Origin of the sequence: Crenobacter intestini, assembly GCF_004919095.1 — a bacterium.
GTDB classification, from domain to species: Bacteria; Pseudomonadota; Gammaproteobacteria; order Burkholderiales; family Chromobacteriaceae; genus Craterilacuibacter; species Craterilacuibacter intestini.
This window is the reverse complement of the sequence record NZ_STGJ01000005.1, coordinates 25047-43534: the sequence shown is the minus strand read 5'-3', so window position 1 is coordinate 43534 and position 18488 is coordinate 25047. Positions and strand designations below refer to the sequence as shown.

Sequence of the window (18488 nt, the reverse complement as noted above, 5' to 3'; positions counted from 1 at the left end):
AGCGCCGATTATAACCCCAGTGTCTCGGCCCAGCCGATGGCTTCGCAGTGGCAGTCGTTCACAGTCTGTGCGTCGAGGTCCTGATCCTGTGCGAGGCGGGTGGTGGCGGCGCCTGTATCCATTCGTTCAAGACTGCACACTAGTGCCAGGAGGTCACCTGCGCGGCCGGTTCGGTGTTCAAGCGTCGCCGAAACCTCGGCGGGGAGCGCGACTTGACGCAGGATGGTCTGCATCGGGACGTCGAGGGTGACGTCGAGTAGCGAGAACAGGCCGCAGATGAACAGGATGTCACGCTGCGTCTGCGGAAGGCCCAGTCGTTCAGCCAGGTTTTCCAGGGTGCGCGCACGGACGGTGGCGGTGCGCACCAGTACCGAATGTGGTCGTGCGGCGGTTTCACTGGTGATCAGCAGCAAGGTCAACCAGCGGTACAGCCGACGGTAGCCGAGCACGGTTACCGCGTGGGCAAACGATTGGATGCGTACGGGTTGTCCGGCCGCGGCCGAGTTGACGAAGCGCAACAGTTTCAGTGAAAGCGCGAGGTCGGTCTTAAGGATCGTCTCGATTTCTGCGATCGGTGCGTCCGCGCGAACCAGACTGAGCAGGCGCAGGACATTGTACAATCCAGGCGGCAGGCTCTGCCCTGTCAGTGTCTCGGGGTGGGCAAAGTGGTAGCCCTGAAAGGCCTCAAGTCCGAGCTCCTGGCATAGCCGGAACTGCGATGGAGCCTCCACCCGTTCAGCGATGCGCAGCAGCGGATAGTGGCGCAACCGGTCCGCTGCACTGGATAGGATGGCTGGAGTGAGGCGTTGAACGTCGAGTTTCACTGCGCTGACTTGGTCGAGGAAGGGCTCGACAGACGGGGTCAGTTCGAAGTGGTCGAGCGAAAAGGTGAAACCCTGCTGCCGCAAGGAGCGCATGCGGGCCAGTAGCTCGCGGGACGAGGCGAGCCGGGCAGAGACTTCCAGCCGGACACGGTTAGCCGGCAGCAATTCGACCATCTCGCTCATCAGCATCGCTTCGCCGACATTGAGGTAGACCAGCTTGTCCTCAAGCAGGCCGTTGGTCTGCTGGACGCTGCCCAGCAGGTTGGTCAGCAGGGCCGTATCCGCTTCGAGTGTGCCGCCCAAGGCGTTGTGCAGGCTGTCCTGGCTATTGCGGTACAGCAGCTCGTAACCGACGAGTTGCTGTCGGTCGTCGGTGATGGGCTGGCGGGCGAGGTAATGTCGGGCTGGTTTCAAGGTTTGTGTTTACAGTGCAAGCAGTTCGAGGCTGCGCGAAGCTTGCGCGTTGGCTTCCTGCGGTTTGAGCAAATCTTCCATGTCGAGCACCAGCACCACCGCGCCGTCGCCGGATAGTGTCGCGCCGGCCACGCCGCGCGGACGGATGTTTTCCAGCGGCTTGATCACCACATCGTCACGGCCGACGAAGGAGTCGACGGCGAGGATGAACGACTTCTCGGCCGACTGCATCAGCACGCCGAACGAGGGTTTTTGCGTCGGCTCCCAGCCCAGCAGGCCGGACAGCGTCCTCAAGGGCAGTATCTCGTCGCGCACGACGATGGTCGGCTTGCCGGAGACTTCCTGCATCGAGGCCTGCTCGATCGGGATGATCTCGCGGACCATGGCCAGCGGTACGGCGAATGGCTGGTTGCAGACGCGTACTACCAGTACCGGCAGGATCGCCAGGGTGAGTGGCAGCGAGATGCTGATGCGGGTTCCCTCGCCCGGGATCGAGTTGATGTCGATGCGGCCGTTCAGCTTCTGGATATTGGTGCGCACCACGTCCATGCCGACGCCGCGGCCGGACACGCTGGAGATCTGGTCCTTGGTCGAGAAGCCGGGCAGGAAGATCAGCTGCAGCGATTGCTTCTCGTCGAGCGAGTTGGCAGTCTCGGCGTCGATCAGGCCCTTCTCGATGGCTTTGCGGCGCAGCGCTTCGGCGCTCATGCCGCGGCCGTCGTCGGTGATCGAGATCACGATGTGGTCGCCGACCTGCTCTGCCGACAGGAGAACCTGCGATTGCGCTTCCTTGCCGGCGGCGATCCTCTCTTCGGTTGGCTCGACGCCGTGGTCGACCGCGTTGCGGACCAGATGGACCAGCGGGTCGTTCAGGTCCTCGATCATGGTCTTGTCGAGTTCGGTTTCTTCACCGGTGATCACCAGCTCGACTTCCTTGCCCAACTGGCGGGCAAGGTCACGTGCCAAGCGCGGGTACTTCTGGAACAGGCGACCGATCGGCTGCATGCGGGTCTTCATTACCGCGTTCTGCAGGTCGCCGACCAACAGGTCGAGCTGGCTGATCGCCTCGTCCAGCGAGCGCAGCGTGTGCGCCTCTGCGTTGCCCTGCAGGATCTCGGTTCTGAGCGTGGTCAGCCGGTTCTTGGTCAGGCCGATCTCGCCCGACAGGTTGAGGACTTGGTCCAGGCGGTGCGTGTCGATGCGGATCGTGTTTTCGACAGGTGCCGGCGCGCTGGCCGCGGCTTGCTTGGCCGGCGCCGAGCGCTGGGCAGCAGGTTGTGCGGGGGAGGGGGGCACGGGTTGGGTGATGGCCACAGCCTGCGCTACTTGGACCGCTTGTGCGGCCGGAGCGGGCGCGGCCGGCGGGGTCTGGCCGGTGACGGCGCCATACAGTTGCTGCCAGTCCGGATCTTGGGCACCTGACGTGGCTGCGGCCGGAGCTGGGGCCGGAGTGGGCGTCGTCACGGCGGGGGCGGTGGGGGCTGCGGTCGGCGCTACCGGCGCTGCCGCGCCGCCTGCCAGTGCATTGTCGAGGGCGGAGAGCAGCGCTTGCGGCGCGCTGGCCGGCATCAGGCCCTGGCCCATGCGGCCGAACATCTCGCGGACTTGGCCGGTCGCGTCGAGGATGGTGTCCATCAGGCCCGGGTTCAGCGGCAGTTCGCCATTGCGCAGTTTGTCGAACAGATTTTCGGTGCGGTGGCACAGCGTGACCATGGGCGCGGCGTTCAGGAAGCCTGCGCCGCCCTTGATGGTATGGAAGCCACGGAAAATATCGTTCAGGAGCGCCTTGTCGTTGGGGCGCTTTTCCAGTTCGACGAGTTTGTTGTCGACGTCGGAGAGCAACTCGGACGACTCAAGCAGGAAATCCTGCAGCAGTTCTTCCATTCCAGCAAATTCGCTCATGGCTTCTCTTCCTGTGCGGCGTTCTGTGCGGCGTTATTCTGGGCCGGGCTAGCTTAAAAGCCGAGGCTCTCGAGCAGGTCGTCGACCTGCTGCTGGTTGGTGACCACATCGGCGCGGCCGGTGGGATTGACCACCGGACCGTTGAGCAAGGAAGTCTCGAGGTCGACCTTTTTCTCGACGGGCGAGTGCGCGATCAGTACGGAGAGCAGCTCATTCTCTAGGATGGCGACCATTTCCATGACCTTCTTGATCACCTGTCCGGTTAGGTCTTGGAAGTCCTGCGCCATCACGATCTCGAGCAACTGCGCGTTGGTCTGGCCAGTATGGCCGGGGACACCGGCGAGGTAGCTGCGGGTCGCGTCGGCCAGTTGCTTGAATTCTTCGACCGACAGCTCGTTCGCGTACAGCTTGTTCCAGCGGGTAGACAACGCACTGGCGTCACGCTCGAGTCGGTCCTGGATCGGGCGGGCAATGTCGGTCGCGTTGAGTACGCGTTCGGCGGCATTCTCCGTAAGGTCGGCGATGTAGTTCAGGCGGCCCTTGGCGTCCGGAATGGCCTCGGCGACCTTGCTCAGCGACTTGTCGAAGCCCAGTTCGCGCAGGGAGTCGTGCATCTTGCGGGTGATCTGGCCGATTTGGGCGTAAAGCTCCATCTGGCCGGACAGGGAGGCGGCGACGCTAGCGACGGCTGTCTCGGCTGCTGCGGCTTCTTCGGGGCCCCAGCTGGGGTTTTGCAGGGCGATGCTGTCGAACAGCGCCTCAAGTTCCGGCGAGTCGCCGCTTTCCAGGAAATTATCCGACACTTTACTGACTCCTCGTGAACACAGGGCTTATTTACCCATCACCTGGAAAATCTTGTTGAGCTTCTCCTCCAGGGTCACCGCGGTGAACGGCTTGACGATGTAGCCGCTGGCCCCGGAGGTCGCCGCTTCGATGATGTTCTCACGCCTGGCTTCAGCGGTAATCATCAGGAAGGGCAAGTGACGCAGTTGCGGGTCGGCGCGCACGGCCTTCAAGAGCTCGATGCCCGTCATGTTGGGCATGTTCCAGTCCGAGACGATGAAGTCGAACGGCTGGTTCTTCAGTTTGTGCAGGGCGACCTGCCCGTCTTCAGCCTCGTCCACGTTGGTAAAGCCGAGCTCCTTGAGCAGGTTGCGGACGATGCGGCGCATCGTGGAAAAGTCATCCACGATGAGGAAGCGCGTGTTCTTGTCTGCCATGTCTTATGCCAAATCCTATGATGTCGATGCGGCGATTATTCTACGAAGCCTGCAGATAGGGAAGCAGGGTATCGGCCAGGACCTTGGGGTCGAACTTGGCGACGTAGGCGTCCACCCCCACGCTGGCGCCCATTGCCCGGTTCGCGTTGGACGACAGTGAAGAATGCATGACGACCGGGATGCCGTCGAAACGGCGGTCGCTCTTGATCAGGCGGGTCAGCACGTAACCGTCCATCTCCGGCATTTCTGCGTCGACCAGGATCAGCTTGAGTGTGTCGGCGAGCGATTCGTCCTCGCCGAAGCGGCGAGACGCGAAAGTCTGCAGCCGGTCCCAGGCCTCGCGGCCGTTGGTCGCCTGATGGTATTTGGCGCGCATCTTGTCGAGCACGCCGGTGATTTCTTTGCGCGCGACCATCGAGTCGTCGACGAAGAAGACGAACTGCTCGTTGCCCAGTTGCGCCTGTGGCAGGTCCGGTACCCGTGTCTCGCCCAGCGTGCTGGCCAGGATCTGCTCGACGTCGAGGATAGAGACGAGCTTGCCATCCTCCAACTCGGTGACGGCGGTGATCAGCGTCTGGGTGTTGGCGCTGAACATGTTCTCGGGGGCGCGTACCTTGTCCCAGTCGACGCGGATGATGCGGTCGACCGAGTCGACCAAGAACGCCTGCGTGCTACGGTTGAACTCGGTGACAATCATCGTTTCGAAGCGGCGCTTGGGGTCGCAGTCGCCGACGAAACGGGCCAGCGTAATCACCGGGATGATGTTGCCGCGCAGCGAGATCACGCCTTCGACGCCTTGCGGCATGTTCGGCGTGCGCGTGATGTGCGGGGTCTGCGAGACCTCCCTCACCTTGAACACGTTGATGCCGAAGGTTTCGCGCGAGCCCAGCGAGAACAGCAGGATCTCCATCTTGTTGGAGCCGGCCAGTTTGGTACGGGCGTCGACCGTCGCGAGCAAGGACGCATCAGATGCGGACAGTGGCACGATTTTTTCCTTAATCTAGTCGGGTGACGGCACGCTCAGAGCTTGAGCATTTCCCGGATCTTCATCGACAGCTTCTGCGGCTCGAACTTCGAGACGTAAGCGTCCACGCCGACCGACTCGCCAAGCTTCTGGTTCGAGTTGCCGGACAGGGACGAGTGCATCAGAACAGGAATGCCGGCAAAGCGCGGGTCAGACTTGACCATCCGGGTCAGCATATAGCCGTCCATCGCCGGCATCTCGACGTCGGTCAGTACTAGGTGTAATAGCTCGGAAGTTTTCTGGCCGGCCAGTTCGGCCTGGGTCGCTATCTTTTGCAGCGATTCCCACGCCTGCATGCCGTTCGGTGCCATGCTGTAGCGGACGTTCATCGCGCCGAGCGTGCGTTCGATCTGGCGGCGGGCGACGGCCGAATCGTCGGCGAAGAAGACCATGCGCTCTTCATGTAACGGCTCGATACTCAGGAAGTAGTGGGCGTCGTTGTCTTCCGACATCGCTGTTTCGGCCAGCACTTTCTCGACGTCCATCATCATCACCAGCGTGCCGGTGTCCAGCTCGGTAACGGCGGTGACCAGGCCGCCCATGCGGTTGGTGATCATGTCCGGCGGCACGCGCATCGCCGACCAGTCAAGGCGCAGGATGGTGTCGACCGCCTCGACCAGGAAGCCTTGGGTGTGGCCGTTGTACTCGGTCACGATCATGATGTCCGGCTTCTTTTCGCTGACGACGCCGGTGTATTTGGCCAGATCAATCACCGGGACCAGCGTGCCGCGCAGGCTGACCATGCCCTCGACCGACGCCGGCATTTCCGGCGCGGTGGTGATCTCCGGGGTGCGCATCACTTCGCGGACCTTGAAAACGTTGATGCCGAAGGTTTCCTTACGGCCGGTGCGTTGGTCGACGCCCAGCGAGAACAGCAGGATTTCCAGCTTGTTGGTGCCTGCCAGCTTGGTGCGGGCATCGATTTTCTTGAGCAGCTCAGACACAACAACCTCCGTCACAATCAGGTCCGGATAGCCATGCGGCAAACAGCGCAGATGCGCCAGCGTCGAACGCGTATCGTGCTGGAGCGGCTATCTATAAATACCAGCGATATTATCATACGGATTAACTGCAATTTACAAACGGCGTAGTCAATTGTGATAGGAAAAATTACAACCCAAGTGAACCCTCAGTCCAAAACTGCAACAGAGTCGGACTCGGTGCGTCTCGAACAGGCTTTCGAGCAGTTCAACGAGCTCTCTTCCCGCCTGATCGGCGCCTACCAGCAGCTCGAAGAACAGGTCGCCGTGCTGGGCGGGAAGCTTGCTGCTGCCAACGAGGCCTTGCGTGCCGAGGCCGCCCGCAACGAGGCGCTGGCCACCCGTCTGTCCTTGTTGCTGGAGGCGCTGCCCGCCGGGGTGCTCGAGCTTGACCGTGCGGGGTATGTCGTTTCGGCCAACCCCGCCGCGCAGGCGCTGTTGCCGACGCTTGTGCCGGGCAAGCGCTGGCCGCAGGAAGTGTTGCCTTTTGTGCCTGGCGATGACGCGCCGCTGCTGCGCCTGCCTGCGGATGACGGGCAGACCCGCTTTTTGCAGGTGCAGACCTGTCCCTTGCGCGAGGACGGTGCGGCGTTGGTGCTGCTGCACGACGTCACGCCGCTGAATCGCCTGCACGAGCAACTCGCCCAGCAGCAAAGGCTCGCGTCGATGGGGCAGATGGCCGCGTCGCTCGCGCACCAGTTGCGCACGCCCTTGTCGACGGCGCTGCTCTACGCGGCGAACCTGCAAAGGGACGACTTGCCGTCGGCCGAGCGTACCCGCTTTGCCGGCAAGGTCGTCGACCGGGTGCGGGCGCTCGAGAGCCTGGTGCAGAACATGCTCGGCTTCGTGCGCAGTGAGGACGAGGGCGGCGTGGTGGCCGCGCAGCCGCTGTTCGAGGAACTGGTCGCGATGCTCCAGCCGCAATGCGAGCGGGCAGGGATCGCGCTGTCGACCCACATGGCCCTGAGTGCCGGGGTGTCTGTACGCGGCGAACGCAAGGCGCTGCTATCGGCCTGGGTGGCCCTGGCTGAGAATGCACTCTCGTTTGCCCCGCGCGGCGGGCAGGTGAAGCTGCAGGTGACAGAGGAAGGGGGATGCCTCGAATTCTTGGTCGAGGATGACGGGCCGGGGGTCGAGCCGGCGCTACAGGCGCGCATCTTCGAGCCTTTCTTTTCCGGGCGGGTCGGCGGTACCGGGCTGGGCCTTGCGATCGCCAAGAAGCAGGCCGAGCGCGCGGGAGGCGGGATCCGGGTCGGGCGCAGCACCAAGCTTGGGGGCGCCGCGTTCGTGATGGCGTTGCCGGTGCTCGCCGCGACTTGACGATGGGGTAAATCGGCGGCGCACAGTTTACGCCGGGGGGGCAATCGGTTAAAACGTGCCCTTTTGTCCGGAGCCAGCGCCTTGAACCGAAGCACGGATAGCCACCCGCAAGGAGCGGCCGGCACGCCTTACCGCGGCCGTTTCGCGCCCAGCCCGACCGGGCGTTTGCACGCCGGCTCGCTGATGACGGCGCTGGGCAGCTATCTCGACGCACGTGCACACGGCGGCCAGTGGCTGCTCCGGATCGAGGACCTCGATGCGCCGCGCATGGTGCCGGGCGCGGCCGACGCGATCCTGCGGACATTGGAGGCGTACGGCTTCGAGTGGGACGGCGAAGTCGTCTACCAGAGCCGGCGCCTCGGCCTGTATCGCACAGCGCTGGATGCGCTCCTCGCGCGGGGGGCTGCCTATCCTTGTGCGTGTACGCGCGCGCAGGTCGCCGCGCACGCGCGCCGGGGCGTCGACGGCTACGTCTACCCCGGCACCTGCGCGCAGGGCCTGCCTGCAGGTGCGAGCGCACGCGCTTGGCGCTTGCGTGTCGGCGACGGCACTATCGGCTTTGTCGACCGCCTGCAAGGCGAATACGCCCAGGACCTGCAGCGGGACGTCGGCGATTTCGTGCTGCTGCGTGCCGACGGCGTATGGGCGTACCAGTTGGCGGTCGTCGTCGACGACGCTGAACAGGGCGTCACCGACGTCGTGCGCGGCGCGGACCTCCTGGTGTCGACGCCGCGCCAGATCAAGCTGATCGAAAGGCTGGGTCTGGTCGCACCGGCGTATTGCCATTTGCCGGTGCTGGTCAACGCGCAAGGCGAAAAACTCTCCAAACAGACGCTCGCGCCCGAACTTGATCCGGACGGTGCCGCCGCCGAGCTTGCGCTCGCGCTGTCCCGGCTGGGGTTTGCCCCGCCGCCGCGGCTGCCCTTGGCCGAACTCTGGCGCTGGGCGCACGAGCACTGGTCGCTGTCCGGGGTGCCCGCCGGCCCGGTCAACATCGGCGCGGTGCCCTGACAACCCGATTACTATTCCTTTAGGGGATCTTGATGGCTGCATTCTTTCATCCGACTCGCACAGGGAGCGTACCCGATGGCCAATAACCCACCCAAGCGCGCCCTCGGCGTATGGATGTGCACGGCGCTGGTCGTCGGCAACATGATCGGCTCCGGCGTGTTCCTGCTACCGGCCTCGCTCGCCCCTTATGGCGGGCTCTCGCTGATCGGCTGGGTGCTGACGTCGATCGGCGCGATCGCGCTGGCGTTGATCTTTGCCCGTCTCTCCAGGATGATCCCGAAGGAAGGCGGCCCCTACGCGTACATCCACGCGGGCTTCGGCGACTTTGCCGGCTTCTGGATCGCCTGGGGCTACTGGATCGCGCTGTGGTGCGGCAACGCGGCGCTCGCCGTCGCGTTCGCCAGCTACATGGAAGTGTTCCTGCCCGCGTTGGGTGGCAACAACGTGTTTGCCGGCGCCGTGGCGATCAGCCTGGTGTGGCTGGTGACGATGATCAACAACTCCGGCGCCAAGAGCACCGGCGTGGTCGCCGTGGTCACCACCATCATCAAGCTGCTGCCGCTGGCGGCGGTCACCTTCATCGGCTTCTTCCACGTCAACCCGGACAACCTCGTGTTCAACCCCGAGAACCGTCCGGTAATGGACTCGGTCGCGGCGACCATGGCGTTGACGCTGTGGGCCTTCCTCGGCCTGGAGTCGGCGTCGGTACCGGCCGGCGACGTGATTAACCCGGAAAAGACGATCGCTCGCGCGACGGTCGCCGGCACGCTGATCGCGTCGGCGCTCTACGTGCTCTCGACCATCTCGCTGCTCGGGCTGATGCCGGCCTCTGAACTTGCCGCTTCGCCGGCGCCGTTCGCCGACGCCGCGCGCATGATGTGGGGCGAGTGGGCGTACTACGCGGTCGGCCTGGGCGCGATGGTCGCTTCGTTCGGCGCGCTCAACGGCTGGTGCCTGATGCAGGGCCATATCCCGGCGGCCGCCGCAGGCGACGGGTTGTTCCCGCGCCGCTTTGCCCAGCACAACAAGAAGGGCGTGCCCAGCTTCGCGCTGATCCTCTCCAGCCTGCTGGTGACCATCCTGCTGGTGTTCAAGTACGCCGGCGGCGAAGGCGGCGTGAAGATCTTCGAATTCATCATCCTGCTCGCGTCGGCCACCACGGTGCTGCCCTACGCGTTCTGCGCGATGGCGCTGCTCGCGGTGATGCTGCAACGACGGAGCGAGTTCACCCGCAAGGACTGGGTCGCACCGATCGCGATGGTGACGGTCGGCTTCGTGTACTCGCTGTGGGCGATCTACGGCGCCGGCGCCGAGGTCGTGATGTGGGGCATGGTGCTGTTGTTGCTGGGTCTGCCGGTCTACATCTGGCAGCTCAAGGAGCGCACCGAAACGGCCTAGTAAATTCAACTGGCAACGGCAACCGCTTTGCTATAACCAAGGCGGTAGCCGGCAAAGACGGTCGATCTTTCCGGTCTCCATCCATCTTGATGAAAGGGAAGATCATGACCCAATTCGGTGTTCACTCCGAGTGCGGCAAACTGCGGACCGTGATGGTTTGCCGCCCCGGCTTGGCCCACAAGCGTCTCACTCCCGGCAACTGCCACGACCTGTTGTTTGACGACGTGATCTGGGTCGAGCGTGCCCAGCAGGATCACGACTATTTCACCGCGCAGATGCGCGGTCGTGGCGTCGAAGTGCTCGAGGTCCATGATCTGCTGGCGACGGTGCTGGACGACAAGCTGGGCCGCGAGTGGATCCTTGACCGCAAGATCCGTCCGAACACGGTCGGCGTCGGCATGCTCACCGACCTGCGTGCCTGGCTCGACGAAATGCCGTCCAAGCAACTGGCCGAGCACCTGTTGGGCGGGATCGCCAAGTTCGAGTTGCCGTTCGACGCCAAGGGCCTGTTCGGCGGCTACCTCGACACCTCCGACTTCGTGACCCTGCCGGTGCCGAACATCCTGTTCCAGCGCGACCCGTCGTGCTGGATCTACGGCGGCGTCACCTATAACCCGATGTACTGGCCGGCGCGCCGGCAGGAAACCCTGCTGATGGAGGCCATCTACAGCTACCACCCGTTCTTCGCCGGCAAGGTGCGTTCGTGGTGGGGCAACAGCGACGTCGACCACGGCCCCGCGACGCTGGAAGGCGGCGACGTGATGCCGATTGGCAACGGCGCCGTGCTGATCGGCATGGGCGAGCGCACCACGCCGCAATCGGTGGTACAGGTGGCCCTGCACGCGCTGAACGAGCCGGACGGCCCGACCAGCGTCATCGCCTGCCAGATGGCGAAGAGCCGCGGCGCGATGCACCTCGACACCGTGTTCTCCTTCCTCGACCACGACTTCGTCTCCGTCTTCCCCGACGTGGTCGACGAGATCGTATGCACGACGATCACCAAGGGCGACGACGGCAAGCTGCGTTTCGAGCGCCACGACCAGCCCTTCCTGCAGGTGGTCGCGCACGCGCTCGGTCTGCCCAAGCTGCGCGTGCTGGAAACCGGCGGCGACGCCTTCCAGCGCGAGCGCGAGCAGTGGGACGACGGCAACAACGTCGTCGCGCTCGACCGCAGCGTGGTCGTGGCTTACGACCGCAACACCTACACCAACAAGCTGATGCGCGACGCCGGCGTCGATGTCATCGAGATCCCGGCCAGCGAGCTCGGTCGCGGACGCGGCGGCGGCCACTGCATGACCTGCCCGATCATCCGCGACCCGATCAATCCGTAAGCGCCAGTCCTTTCCCCTGCATGGAAGCCCTGCCCGCGGCCGCGGGCAGGGCATGTGGTTGTACCCTTACCGATGGAGCAAACAACATGGCTTTCAATCTCAAAGGTCGTCACTTCCTGAAAGAACTCGACTTCACCCCGCGCGAGCTGAAATACCTGCTCGACCTGTCGCGCGACCTCAAGCGTGCCAAGTACGCCGGCAACGAGGTGCAGCGGATGAAGGGCAAGAACATCGCGCTGATCTTCGAGAAAACCTCGACGCGTACCCGCTGCTCGTTCGAAGTGGCCTCTCACGACCAGGGCGCGCACGTCACCTATATCGACCCGTCCAGCTCGCAACTGGGCCACAAGGAGAGCATCGCCGACACCGCGCGCGTGCTCAGCCGTTTCTACGACGGCATCGAGTTCCGCGGCTTCGCGCAGGAAGACGTCGAGGAACTGGCCAAGTACTCGAGCGTGCCGGTCTTCAACGGCCTGACCGACGCCTGGCACCCGACACAGATGCTGTGCGACGTGCTGACCATGACCGAGAACTGCGACAAGCCGATGAGCCAGATCGCCTACGCCTACGTCGGCGACGCCCGCAACAATATGGGCCACTCGCTGATGGTGATCGGCTGTCTGCTGGGCATGGACGTACGCATCGGCGGGCCGGCTGGCTTGTCGCCGGATCCCGATCTGGTCAAGCGTTGCCAGGAAATCTGCAAGAGCACCGGCGCGCGCCTGACGGTGACGGAAGACCCGGCCGTCGCAGTCAAGGGCGTCGACTTCATCCATACCGACGTGTGGGTGTCGATGGGCGAGCCGATCGAAAGCTGGGGCGAACGCATCAAGCTGCTGACCCCGTTCCGTGTAGATGCCAAGCTGATGGCCGCGTCCGGCAACCCGAACGTGAAGTTCATGCACTGCCTGCCGGCGTTCCACAACGCGAAAACCAAGGTTGGCAAGCAGATCGCCGCGCAGTACCCGCAGTTTGCCGACGGCATCGAGGTGACCGACGAGGTGTTCGAGGGAACGGCGTGTCTCGCCTTCGAACAGGCGGAAAACCGCATGCACACGATCAAGGCCATCATGGTGGCTACGGTCGGCGACTGAGCGGGCGTTTGTTCAATCCCGTGTAAAGCTGTGGAGCCGGCCCGTGGACGGGCCGGCTTTGTTCCATGGACGCCGCCGCCGGCGGCGCAAGGAAAGGATGCATCATGCGAGTAGTCGTCGCTTTGGGCGGCAACGCCCTGCAACGTCGTGGCGAAGCCATGACCGCGGAAAACCAGCGCAACAACGTGAAGATCGCCGCCAAGCAGCTGGCGGCGGTGACCCGCCTCGGGCACAACCTGGTGATGTGTCACGGCAACGGCCCGCAGGTTGGCCTGTTGGGCCTGCAGAACGACGCGTACGCGCGCCACGTCGACAAGTCGGTGACGCCTTACCCGCTCGACGTGCTGGGTGCGCAGACCGAAGGCATGATCGGCTATATGGTCGAGCAGGAGCTGGGCAACGAGTTGCCGTTCGAGGTGCCGATCGCGACCATCCTGACCCAGACCGAGGTCGACCCGAAAGACCCGGCGTTCGCCAACCCGACCAAGTTTGTCGGCCCGGTGTACTCGAAGGAGGAAGCCGAGGGCATGGCCAAGCAGATGGGGTGGACGGTCAAGGCCGACGGCGAGTACTACCGCCGCGTGGTGCCCAGCCCGAAACCGAAGCGCATCTTCGAGATGCGCCCGATCAAGTGGCTGATCGAGAAGGGTGTGGTGGTGATCGCCGCCGGCGGCGGCGGCATCCCGACCATGTACGACGAGAGCGGCAAGACACTGGTCGGCGTCGAGGCGGTGATCGACAAGGACCTGGCCTCCTGCCTGCTTGCCCGCGAGATCGACGCCGACTACTTCGTGATCGCGACGGACGTGCCGACCGTGTTCGTCGGCTGGGGCACGCCGGACGCCAAAGCGATCAAGCGCGCGCACCCGGACGAGATGGACAAGCTGGGCTTCGCGGCTGGGTCGATGGGGCCGAAAGTCGAGGCCGCGTGCGAGTTCGCGCGCATGACCGGCAAGCGCGCGGTGATCGGCGCGCTCGAGGACATCGAGAAGATCGTCAAGGGCGAGGCCGGCACGGTGGTGACCACCGAGGTCAACGGCATCGAGTGGTACTGAGCCTTTAGAGTGGACACCCGCGCGGGTCTTGTACGGCCTGCGCGGGCGTCCTTGCCTTTTTACCCGATCTGCAACGATAATCCGCGCATCATGCAGGAGAGAGCGGCGCCAGGCGCCGCCGCCGAAGGCGCAAGCGCACCCGCACAATCGCTCAGGCAAAAGGACTGCATCATCGGGCCGGCAACGGCCCGCCAACTCTGGAGAGCGGTGCCCGTACGCGGCACCCACCGAAGGGGCTAACGGCGAGACTCGTTTCGCCGGAAAATCTCAGGTGACCGGACAGAGGGGTGTCTATGGACGCTATTTCCCCTTTGCAAGGACGCCTCATGAGTGCAGCCCGCCGTACCCCCCTCTACGAAGAACATCTGGCCGCCGGCGCGAAGATGGTCGATTTCGCCGGTTGGGAGATGCCCATCCATTACGGCTCCCAGCTCAAGGAACACAACACCGTGCGCAGCGGCGCCGGCGTGTTCGACGTCTCGCACATGACCGTGGTCGACATCACCGGTGCCGACGCCAAGGCCTGGCTGCAGAAGCTGATTGCCAACGACGTCGCCAAGCTCGGCTTTACCGGCAAGGCGCTGTACTCCGGCATGCTCAACGAAGCCGGCGGCGTGGTCGACGACCTGATCGTCTATCTGGCGGACGACGGCTACCGCATGGTCGTCAACGCCGGCACCACCGACAAGGACCTCGCATGGATGGCCAGGCAGGCCGAAGGCTTCGCCGTGACGCTGACTCCGCGCAAGGACCTGGCAATGCTCGCCGTGCAGGGGCCGGCCGCCGTCGAGCGCGTGTGCGCCGCGCGCCCGCAGTGGGCCGACGCCATCCGTTCGCTCAAGGTGTTCCAGGGCCTGCCGTTCGACGCCTGGTTTGTCGCGCGCACCGGTTACACCGGCGAAGACGGCGTCGAGATCATGCTGCCGGCAGGGGACGCCGCGGCCTTCTTCCGCGAATTGCTGGCGCTGGGCGTCGAGCCTATCGGCCTAGGCGCGCGCGACACGCTGCGCCTCGAGGCAGGGATGAATTTGTACGGCCACGACATGGACGAGACGGTCAGCCCGCTCGAGGCCGGCATGGGCTGGACGCTGGCGATGAAGGACGCGCGCGATTTCATCGGCCGTGAGGCGCTGGAGACCAAGCTCTCTGCCGGCGTCGCCATGCGTCAGGTCGGGTTGGTGCTGGAGGGGCGCGGCGTGCTGCGCGAAGGGCAGCGCGTGGTGGTCGAGGGTGTCGGCGAAGGCGTGATCACCAGCGGCACCTTCTCGCCGACGCTCGGCCATTCGATCGCGATCGCGCGCGTGCCCTTTGCGACCGGCGAGAGCGCCGCGGTCGACCTGCGCGGCACGTTGACGCCGGTGCGCGTCGTCAAGCTGCCGTTTGTGCGCGGCGGCAAAAAAGTATTCGAGTAAGGGCACGGGCCTGGAGGCCCGCGGCTTCAATCTGTCTACCTGGAGAAATGAAATGAGCAATATCCCCGCCGAACTGAAGTATGTCATCAGCCACGAGTGGCTGCGCCTGGAAGAGGACGGCAGCGTGACGGTCGGCATCACCGAGCACGCGCAGGAACTGCTGGGCGACATCGTGTTTGTCGAACTGCCGAAAGTCGGCGCCCAACTGGCGGCCGAAGAGCAGGCTGGCGTGGTCGAGTCGGTCAAGGCCGCTTCCGACGTGTACGCGCCGATCGCGGGCGAAGTGCTGGCGGTGAACGAGGCGCTCGAAGGCACGCCGGAACTAGCCAACAGCGAGCCGTACGGCGAGGGCTGGTTCTTCCGCATCCGCCCGGCCAACGCGGCCGACCTGAACAGCCTGCTCGACGCCGCGGCTTACGCCGCCGAGATCGGCGCCTGATCCGCGCAAGCCCCGGACCCTTCGGTCCGGGGCATTTTTTTTGCCGTCCCATCCGATTCCTGCCGGAGCCACGCCTGATGTCGCTCGAACAACTGTATAACCACGAAGAATTCATCGGCCGCCATATCGGGCCGGACGACGCCGACCGCGCCGCGATGTGCGCGCAACTGGGCGTTGCCAGCCTCGACACGCTGATCAGCCAGACCATCCCCGCCGCGATCCGCCTGAACGGCCCGCTCGCGCTGCCCGCCGCGGTGACCGAGGTCGAGGCGCTGGCCGCCCTCAAGAAGGTGGCCGCCAAGAATACCGTCGCCAAGTCCTTCATCGGCCTGGGCTACCATCCGACCCTGCTGCCCAACGTGATCCTGCGCAACGTGCTGGAAAACCCGGGCTGGTATACCGCGTACACGCCTTACCAGGCCGAGATCGCGCAGGGCCGCCTCGAGGCGCTGCTCAACTACCAGCAGATGGTGATCGACCTGACCGGGCTGCCGATGGCCAACGCGTCCTTGCTCGACGAGGCGACCGCTGCCGCCGAGGCGATGGCGATGGCGCGCCGGGTGTCGAAGTCCAAGTCGGACACCTTCTTCGTCGACTGCCGCGTGTTGCCGCAGACGCTGGACGTGATGCGCACCCGCGCCGAGTACTTCGGCTTCGAACTGGTCATCGGCCAGCCGGAGGAGGCAGGCGTCGCCGAACACTTCGGCGTCTTGTTCCAGTACACGGGCGAAGAGGGCGACCTGATCGACCTTGCGCAGCCGATCGCCGCGGCCAAGGCCAAGGGCGCGGTCGTCGCGGTGGCCGCCGACATCATGGCGCTGGTGCTGCTCAAGTCGCCGGGCGAGCTGGGCGCCGACGTCGCGGTGGGTTCGACCCAGCGCTTTGGCGTGCCGATGGGCTTCGGCGGTCCGCACGCGGCCTACTTCGCGTTCAAGGAAGACATGAAGCGCGCGGCGCCGGGCCGCATCATCGGCGTGTCGGTCGACGCGCGCGGCAAGACCGCGCTGCGCATGGCGCTGCAGACCCGCGAGCAGCATATCCGCCGCGAGAAGGCGAACTCGAACATCTGCACCTCGCAGGTGCTGCTGGCCAACCTCGCCGGCATGTACGCCGTCTACCACGGACCGGCGGGCCTTGCGCGCATCGCCCGCCGCATCCACCGGCTGGCGGCGATGTTCGCCCACGCGGTAAAGGCCGCGGGCGGCAAGCTCATGCACGAGCGCTTCTTCGATACCGTCCACGTCGCGCTGGACGGCAATGCCGACGCGGTCTACGCGCGGGCGCTGGCGGCGGGCTACAACCTGCGCCGCATCGGACAGGACGCGCTGTCGGTGGCCTTCCACGAGCAGGCGAGCGCGGACGACCTGGCTTTCCTCGTCGAGTGCTTCACCGGCGTGCGGCCCGACCTTTCCGCGCTCGACGCCGAGGCGGTCGACACGCTGCCGGCGGTCCTCAAGCGCGAGTCGGCGATCCTCGCGCACCCGGTGTTCAACCAGTACCACACCGAGCACGGCATGCTGCGCTACTTGAAGCGCCTGGAAAACCGCGACCTCGCGCTCAACCACTCGATGATCTCGCTGGGCAGCTGCACGATGAAGCTCAACGCGGTCGCCGAGATGATCCCGGTGACCTGGCCCGAGTTCGCCGAACTGCACCCGTTCTGCCCGCGCGAGCAGGCGACGGGTTACCTCGAGATGATCGAGGGGCTGGCCACCCAGCTCAAGGCGATCACCGGCTTTGACGCGATCTCGATGCAGCCGAACTCCGGCGCGTCCGGCGAGTACGCGGGCCTGTTGGCGATCCGCCGCTACCACGCGAGCCGCGGCGACATGCACCGCGACGTGTGCCTGATCCCGCAGTCCGCGCACGGCACCAACCCGGCGACTGCGCAGATGCTCGGCATGCAGGTGGTCGTCGTGCGTTGCGACGAACTGGGCAACGTCGACCTGGCCGACCTGCGAGCGAAGGCCGAGCAGCACGCCGACAAGCTTGGCGCGCTGATGATCACCTACCCGTCGACCCACGGCGTGTACGAGGAGTCGATCATCGAGATCTGCGCGCTGATCCACGGCTTCGGCGGCCAGGTCTATATGGACGGCGCCAACATGAACGCGCAGGTCGGGCTGATGCGTCCGGCCGACATCGGCGCCGACGTGCTGCACATGAACCTGCACAAGACCTTCTGCATCCCGCACGGCGGCGGCGGCCCGGGCATGGGGCCGATCGGCATGAAGTCGCACCTGGCGCCCTTCATGGCGAACCATGTGGTCAGCGCCGTACCCGGCGCCGTGCCAGGGCAGGGCGCGGTGTCGGCCGCGCCATTCGGCTCGGCGTCCATCCTGCCGATCTCGTGGATGTACATCACGATGATGGGCGGTCACGGCCTGCGTCTGGCGACCGAACACGCGCTGTTGAACGCGAACTACGTCGCCGACCGCCTCTCGGCGCATTACCCGGTGCTCTACACCGGCAAGAACGGCCGCGTCGCGCACGAGTGCATCATCGACCTGCGCCCCTTGAAGGCGGCCTCCGGCGTGACCGAGGTTGACATCGCCAAGCGCCTGATGGACTACGGCTTCCATGCGCCGACGATGAGCTTCCCGGTGGCGGGCACGCTGATGATCGAGCCGACCGAGAGCGAGAACAAGGCCGAACTCGACCGCTTCATCGACGCGATGATCGCCATCCGCGCCGAAGTGCAGGCGGTGCAGGATGGCGTCTGGCCGGCGGACAACAACCCGCTCGTCAACGCGCCGCACGGCAAGGCGGACATTGCAGCCGACTGGGATCGTCCGTACAGCCGCGAGCAGGCGTTCTTCCCACTGGCCTACGTGCTGGACAACAAGTTCTGGCCGGCGGTCAACCGTATCGACGACGTGTACGGTGACCGCAACCTGGTGTGCAGCTGCCCGTCGACGGATAGTTACGCCTAAGCGGCATGCATTTAAGTTGTAGCGAGCACCCGCAAGCTAATGCTTGCGGGTTTTTTTTGTGCCGCGTACTCTTGAAGCATGTGACGGAGCGTTGGTTCGGCAGGGCCGGCAGGCGGGCTTGACGTGCGGTC

General features: G+C 64.9%; 15 protein-coding genes and 2 riboswitches. Of the genes, 9 read left to right on the top strand and 6 right to left on the bottom strand.

All coding sequences use genetic code 11. The annotated features are described in order from the left end of the window. Positions 1-8: 8 nt before the first annotated feature. The 6 genes from E5K04_RS05500 to E5K04_RS05475 are packed head-to-tail and all read right to left on the bottom strand — an operon-like array spanning position 9 to position 6328. A complete protein-coding gene (locus E5K04_RS05500) occupies positions 9-1238 on the bottom strand; it encodes an EAL and HDOD domain-containing protein (RefSeq protein ID WP_136551899.1) in 1230 nt (409 codons plus the stop codon). Positions 1239-1247: 9 nt separating this feature from the next. After that, positions 1248-3140 (bottom strand): chemotaxis protein CheA, encoded by a 1893-nt coding sequence (locus E5K04_RS05495; protein ID WP_136551898.1) that lies wholly within the window; start codon positions 3138-3140, stop codon positions 1248-1250. 53 nt (positions 3141-3193) lie between these two features. After that, positions 3194-3943 (bottom strand): protein phosphatase CheZ, encoded by a 750-nt coding sequence (cheZ, locus tag E5K04_RS05490; RefSeq protein ID WP_136551897.1) that lies wholly within the window; start codon positions 3941-3943, stop codon positions 3194-3196. 27 nt (positions 3944-3970) lie between these two features. Continuing rightward, positions 3971-4360 (bottom strand): chemotaxis response regulator CheY, encoded by a 390-nt coding sequence (cheY, locus tag E5K04_RS05485; protein WP_136551896.1) that lies wholly within the window; start codon positions 4358-4360, stop codon positions 3971-3973. Between the two features lie 40 nt (positions 4361-4400). Continuing rightward, complete coding sequence (locus tag E5K04_RS05480) at positions 4401-5339, bottom strand: chemotaxis protein (RefSeq protein WP_136552085.1); 939 nt, start codon at positions 5337-5339, stop codon at positions 4401-4403. A gap of 41 nt (positions 5340-5380) precedes the next feature. Further along, complete coding sequence (locus tag E5K04_RS05475) at positions 5381-6328, bottom strand: chemotaxis protein (protein WP_136551895.1); 948 nt, start codon at positions 6326-6328, stop codon at positions 5381-5383. A 216-nt stretch (positions 6329-6544) separates the two neighbouring features. On the opposite strand from E5K04_RS05475, the gene E5K04_RS05470 reads away from it, so the two are divergent. The 9 genes from E5K04_RS05470 (at position 6545) to gcvP (ending at position 18357) form a co-directional block, all read left to right on the top strand. Further along, complete coding sequence (locus E5K04_RS05470) at positions 6545-7684, top strand: sensor histidine kinase (protein ID WP_136551894.1); 1140 nt, start codon at positions 6545-6547, stop codon at positions 7682-7684. 81 nt (positions 7685-7765) lie between these two features. Beyond that, positions 7766-8695 carry a tRNA glutamyl-Q(34) synthetase GluQRS gene (gene gluQRS, locus E5K04_RS05465; RefSeq protein ID WP_136551893.1) on the top strand — a complete coding sequence of 310 codons (930 nt, stop codon included), beginning with the start codon at positions 7766-7768 and terminating at the stop codon, positions 8693-8695. A gap of 75 nt (positions 8696-8770) precedes the next feature. Continuing rightward, on the top strand, positions 8771-10093 hold the full coding sequence (locus E5K04_RS05460; RefSeq protein WP_136551892.1) for an amino acid permease: 1323 nt from the start codon (positions 8771-8773) through the stop codon (positions 10091-10093). Between the two features lie 89 nt (positions 10094-10182). Next, positions 10183-11424 carry an arginine deiminase gene (locus E5K04_RS05455; protein ID WP_328591025.1) on the top strand — a complete coding sequence of 414 codons (1242 nt, stop codon included), beginning with the start codon at positions 10183-10185 and terminating at the stop codon, positions 11422-11424. An 86-nt stretch (positions 11425-11510) separates the two neighbouring features. Then, the gene (locus E5K04_RS05450) at positions 11511-12518 is read left to right on the top strand and encodes an ornithine carbamoyltransferase (protein ID WP_136551890.1); all 1008 of its coding nucleotides are present in this window, start codon (positions 11511-11513) and stop codon (positions 12516-12518) included. 104 nt (positions 12519-12622) lie between these two features. Next, entirely contained in the window at positions 12623-13573 is a 951-nt protein-coding gene (arcC, locus tag E5K04_RS05445; RefSeq protein WP_136551889.1) for a carbamate kinase, read from the top strand. Between the two features lie 83 nt (positions 13574-13656). Next, positions 13657-13750, top strand: a riboswitch (glycine riboswitch). Positions 13751-13760: 10 nt separating this feature from the next. Next, positions 13761-13866, top strand: a riboswitch (glycine riboswitch). A 33-nt stretch (positions 13867-13899) separates the two neighbouring features. Then, the gene (gcvT, locus tag E5K04_RS05440; RefSeq protein ID WP_136551888.1) at positions 13900-14985 is read left to right on the top strand and encodes a glycine cleavage system aminomethyltransferase GcvT; all 1086 of its coding nucleotides are present in this window, start codon (positions 13900-13902) and stop codon (positions 14983-14985) included. A 52-nt stretch (positions 14986-15037) separates the two neighbouring features. After that, positions 15038-15424, top strand: coding sequence for a glycine cleavage system protein GcvH (gene gcvH, locus E5K04_RS05435; protein ID WP_136551887.1), 387 nt, complete (start codon positions 15038-15040; stop codon positions 15422-15424). 77 nt (positions 15425-15501) lie between these two features. Next, complete coding sequence (gene gcvP, locus E5K04_RS05430) at positions 15502-18357, top strand: aminomethyl-transferring glycine dehydrogenase (RefSeq protein ID WP_136551886.1); 2856 nt, start codon at positions 15502-15504, stop codon at positions 18355-18357. Positions 18358-18488: the final 131 nt, after the last annotated feature.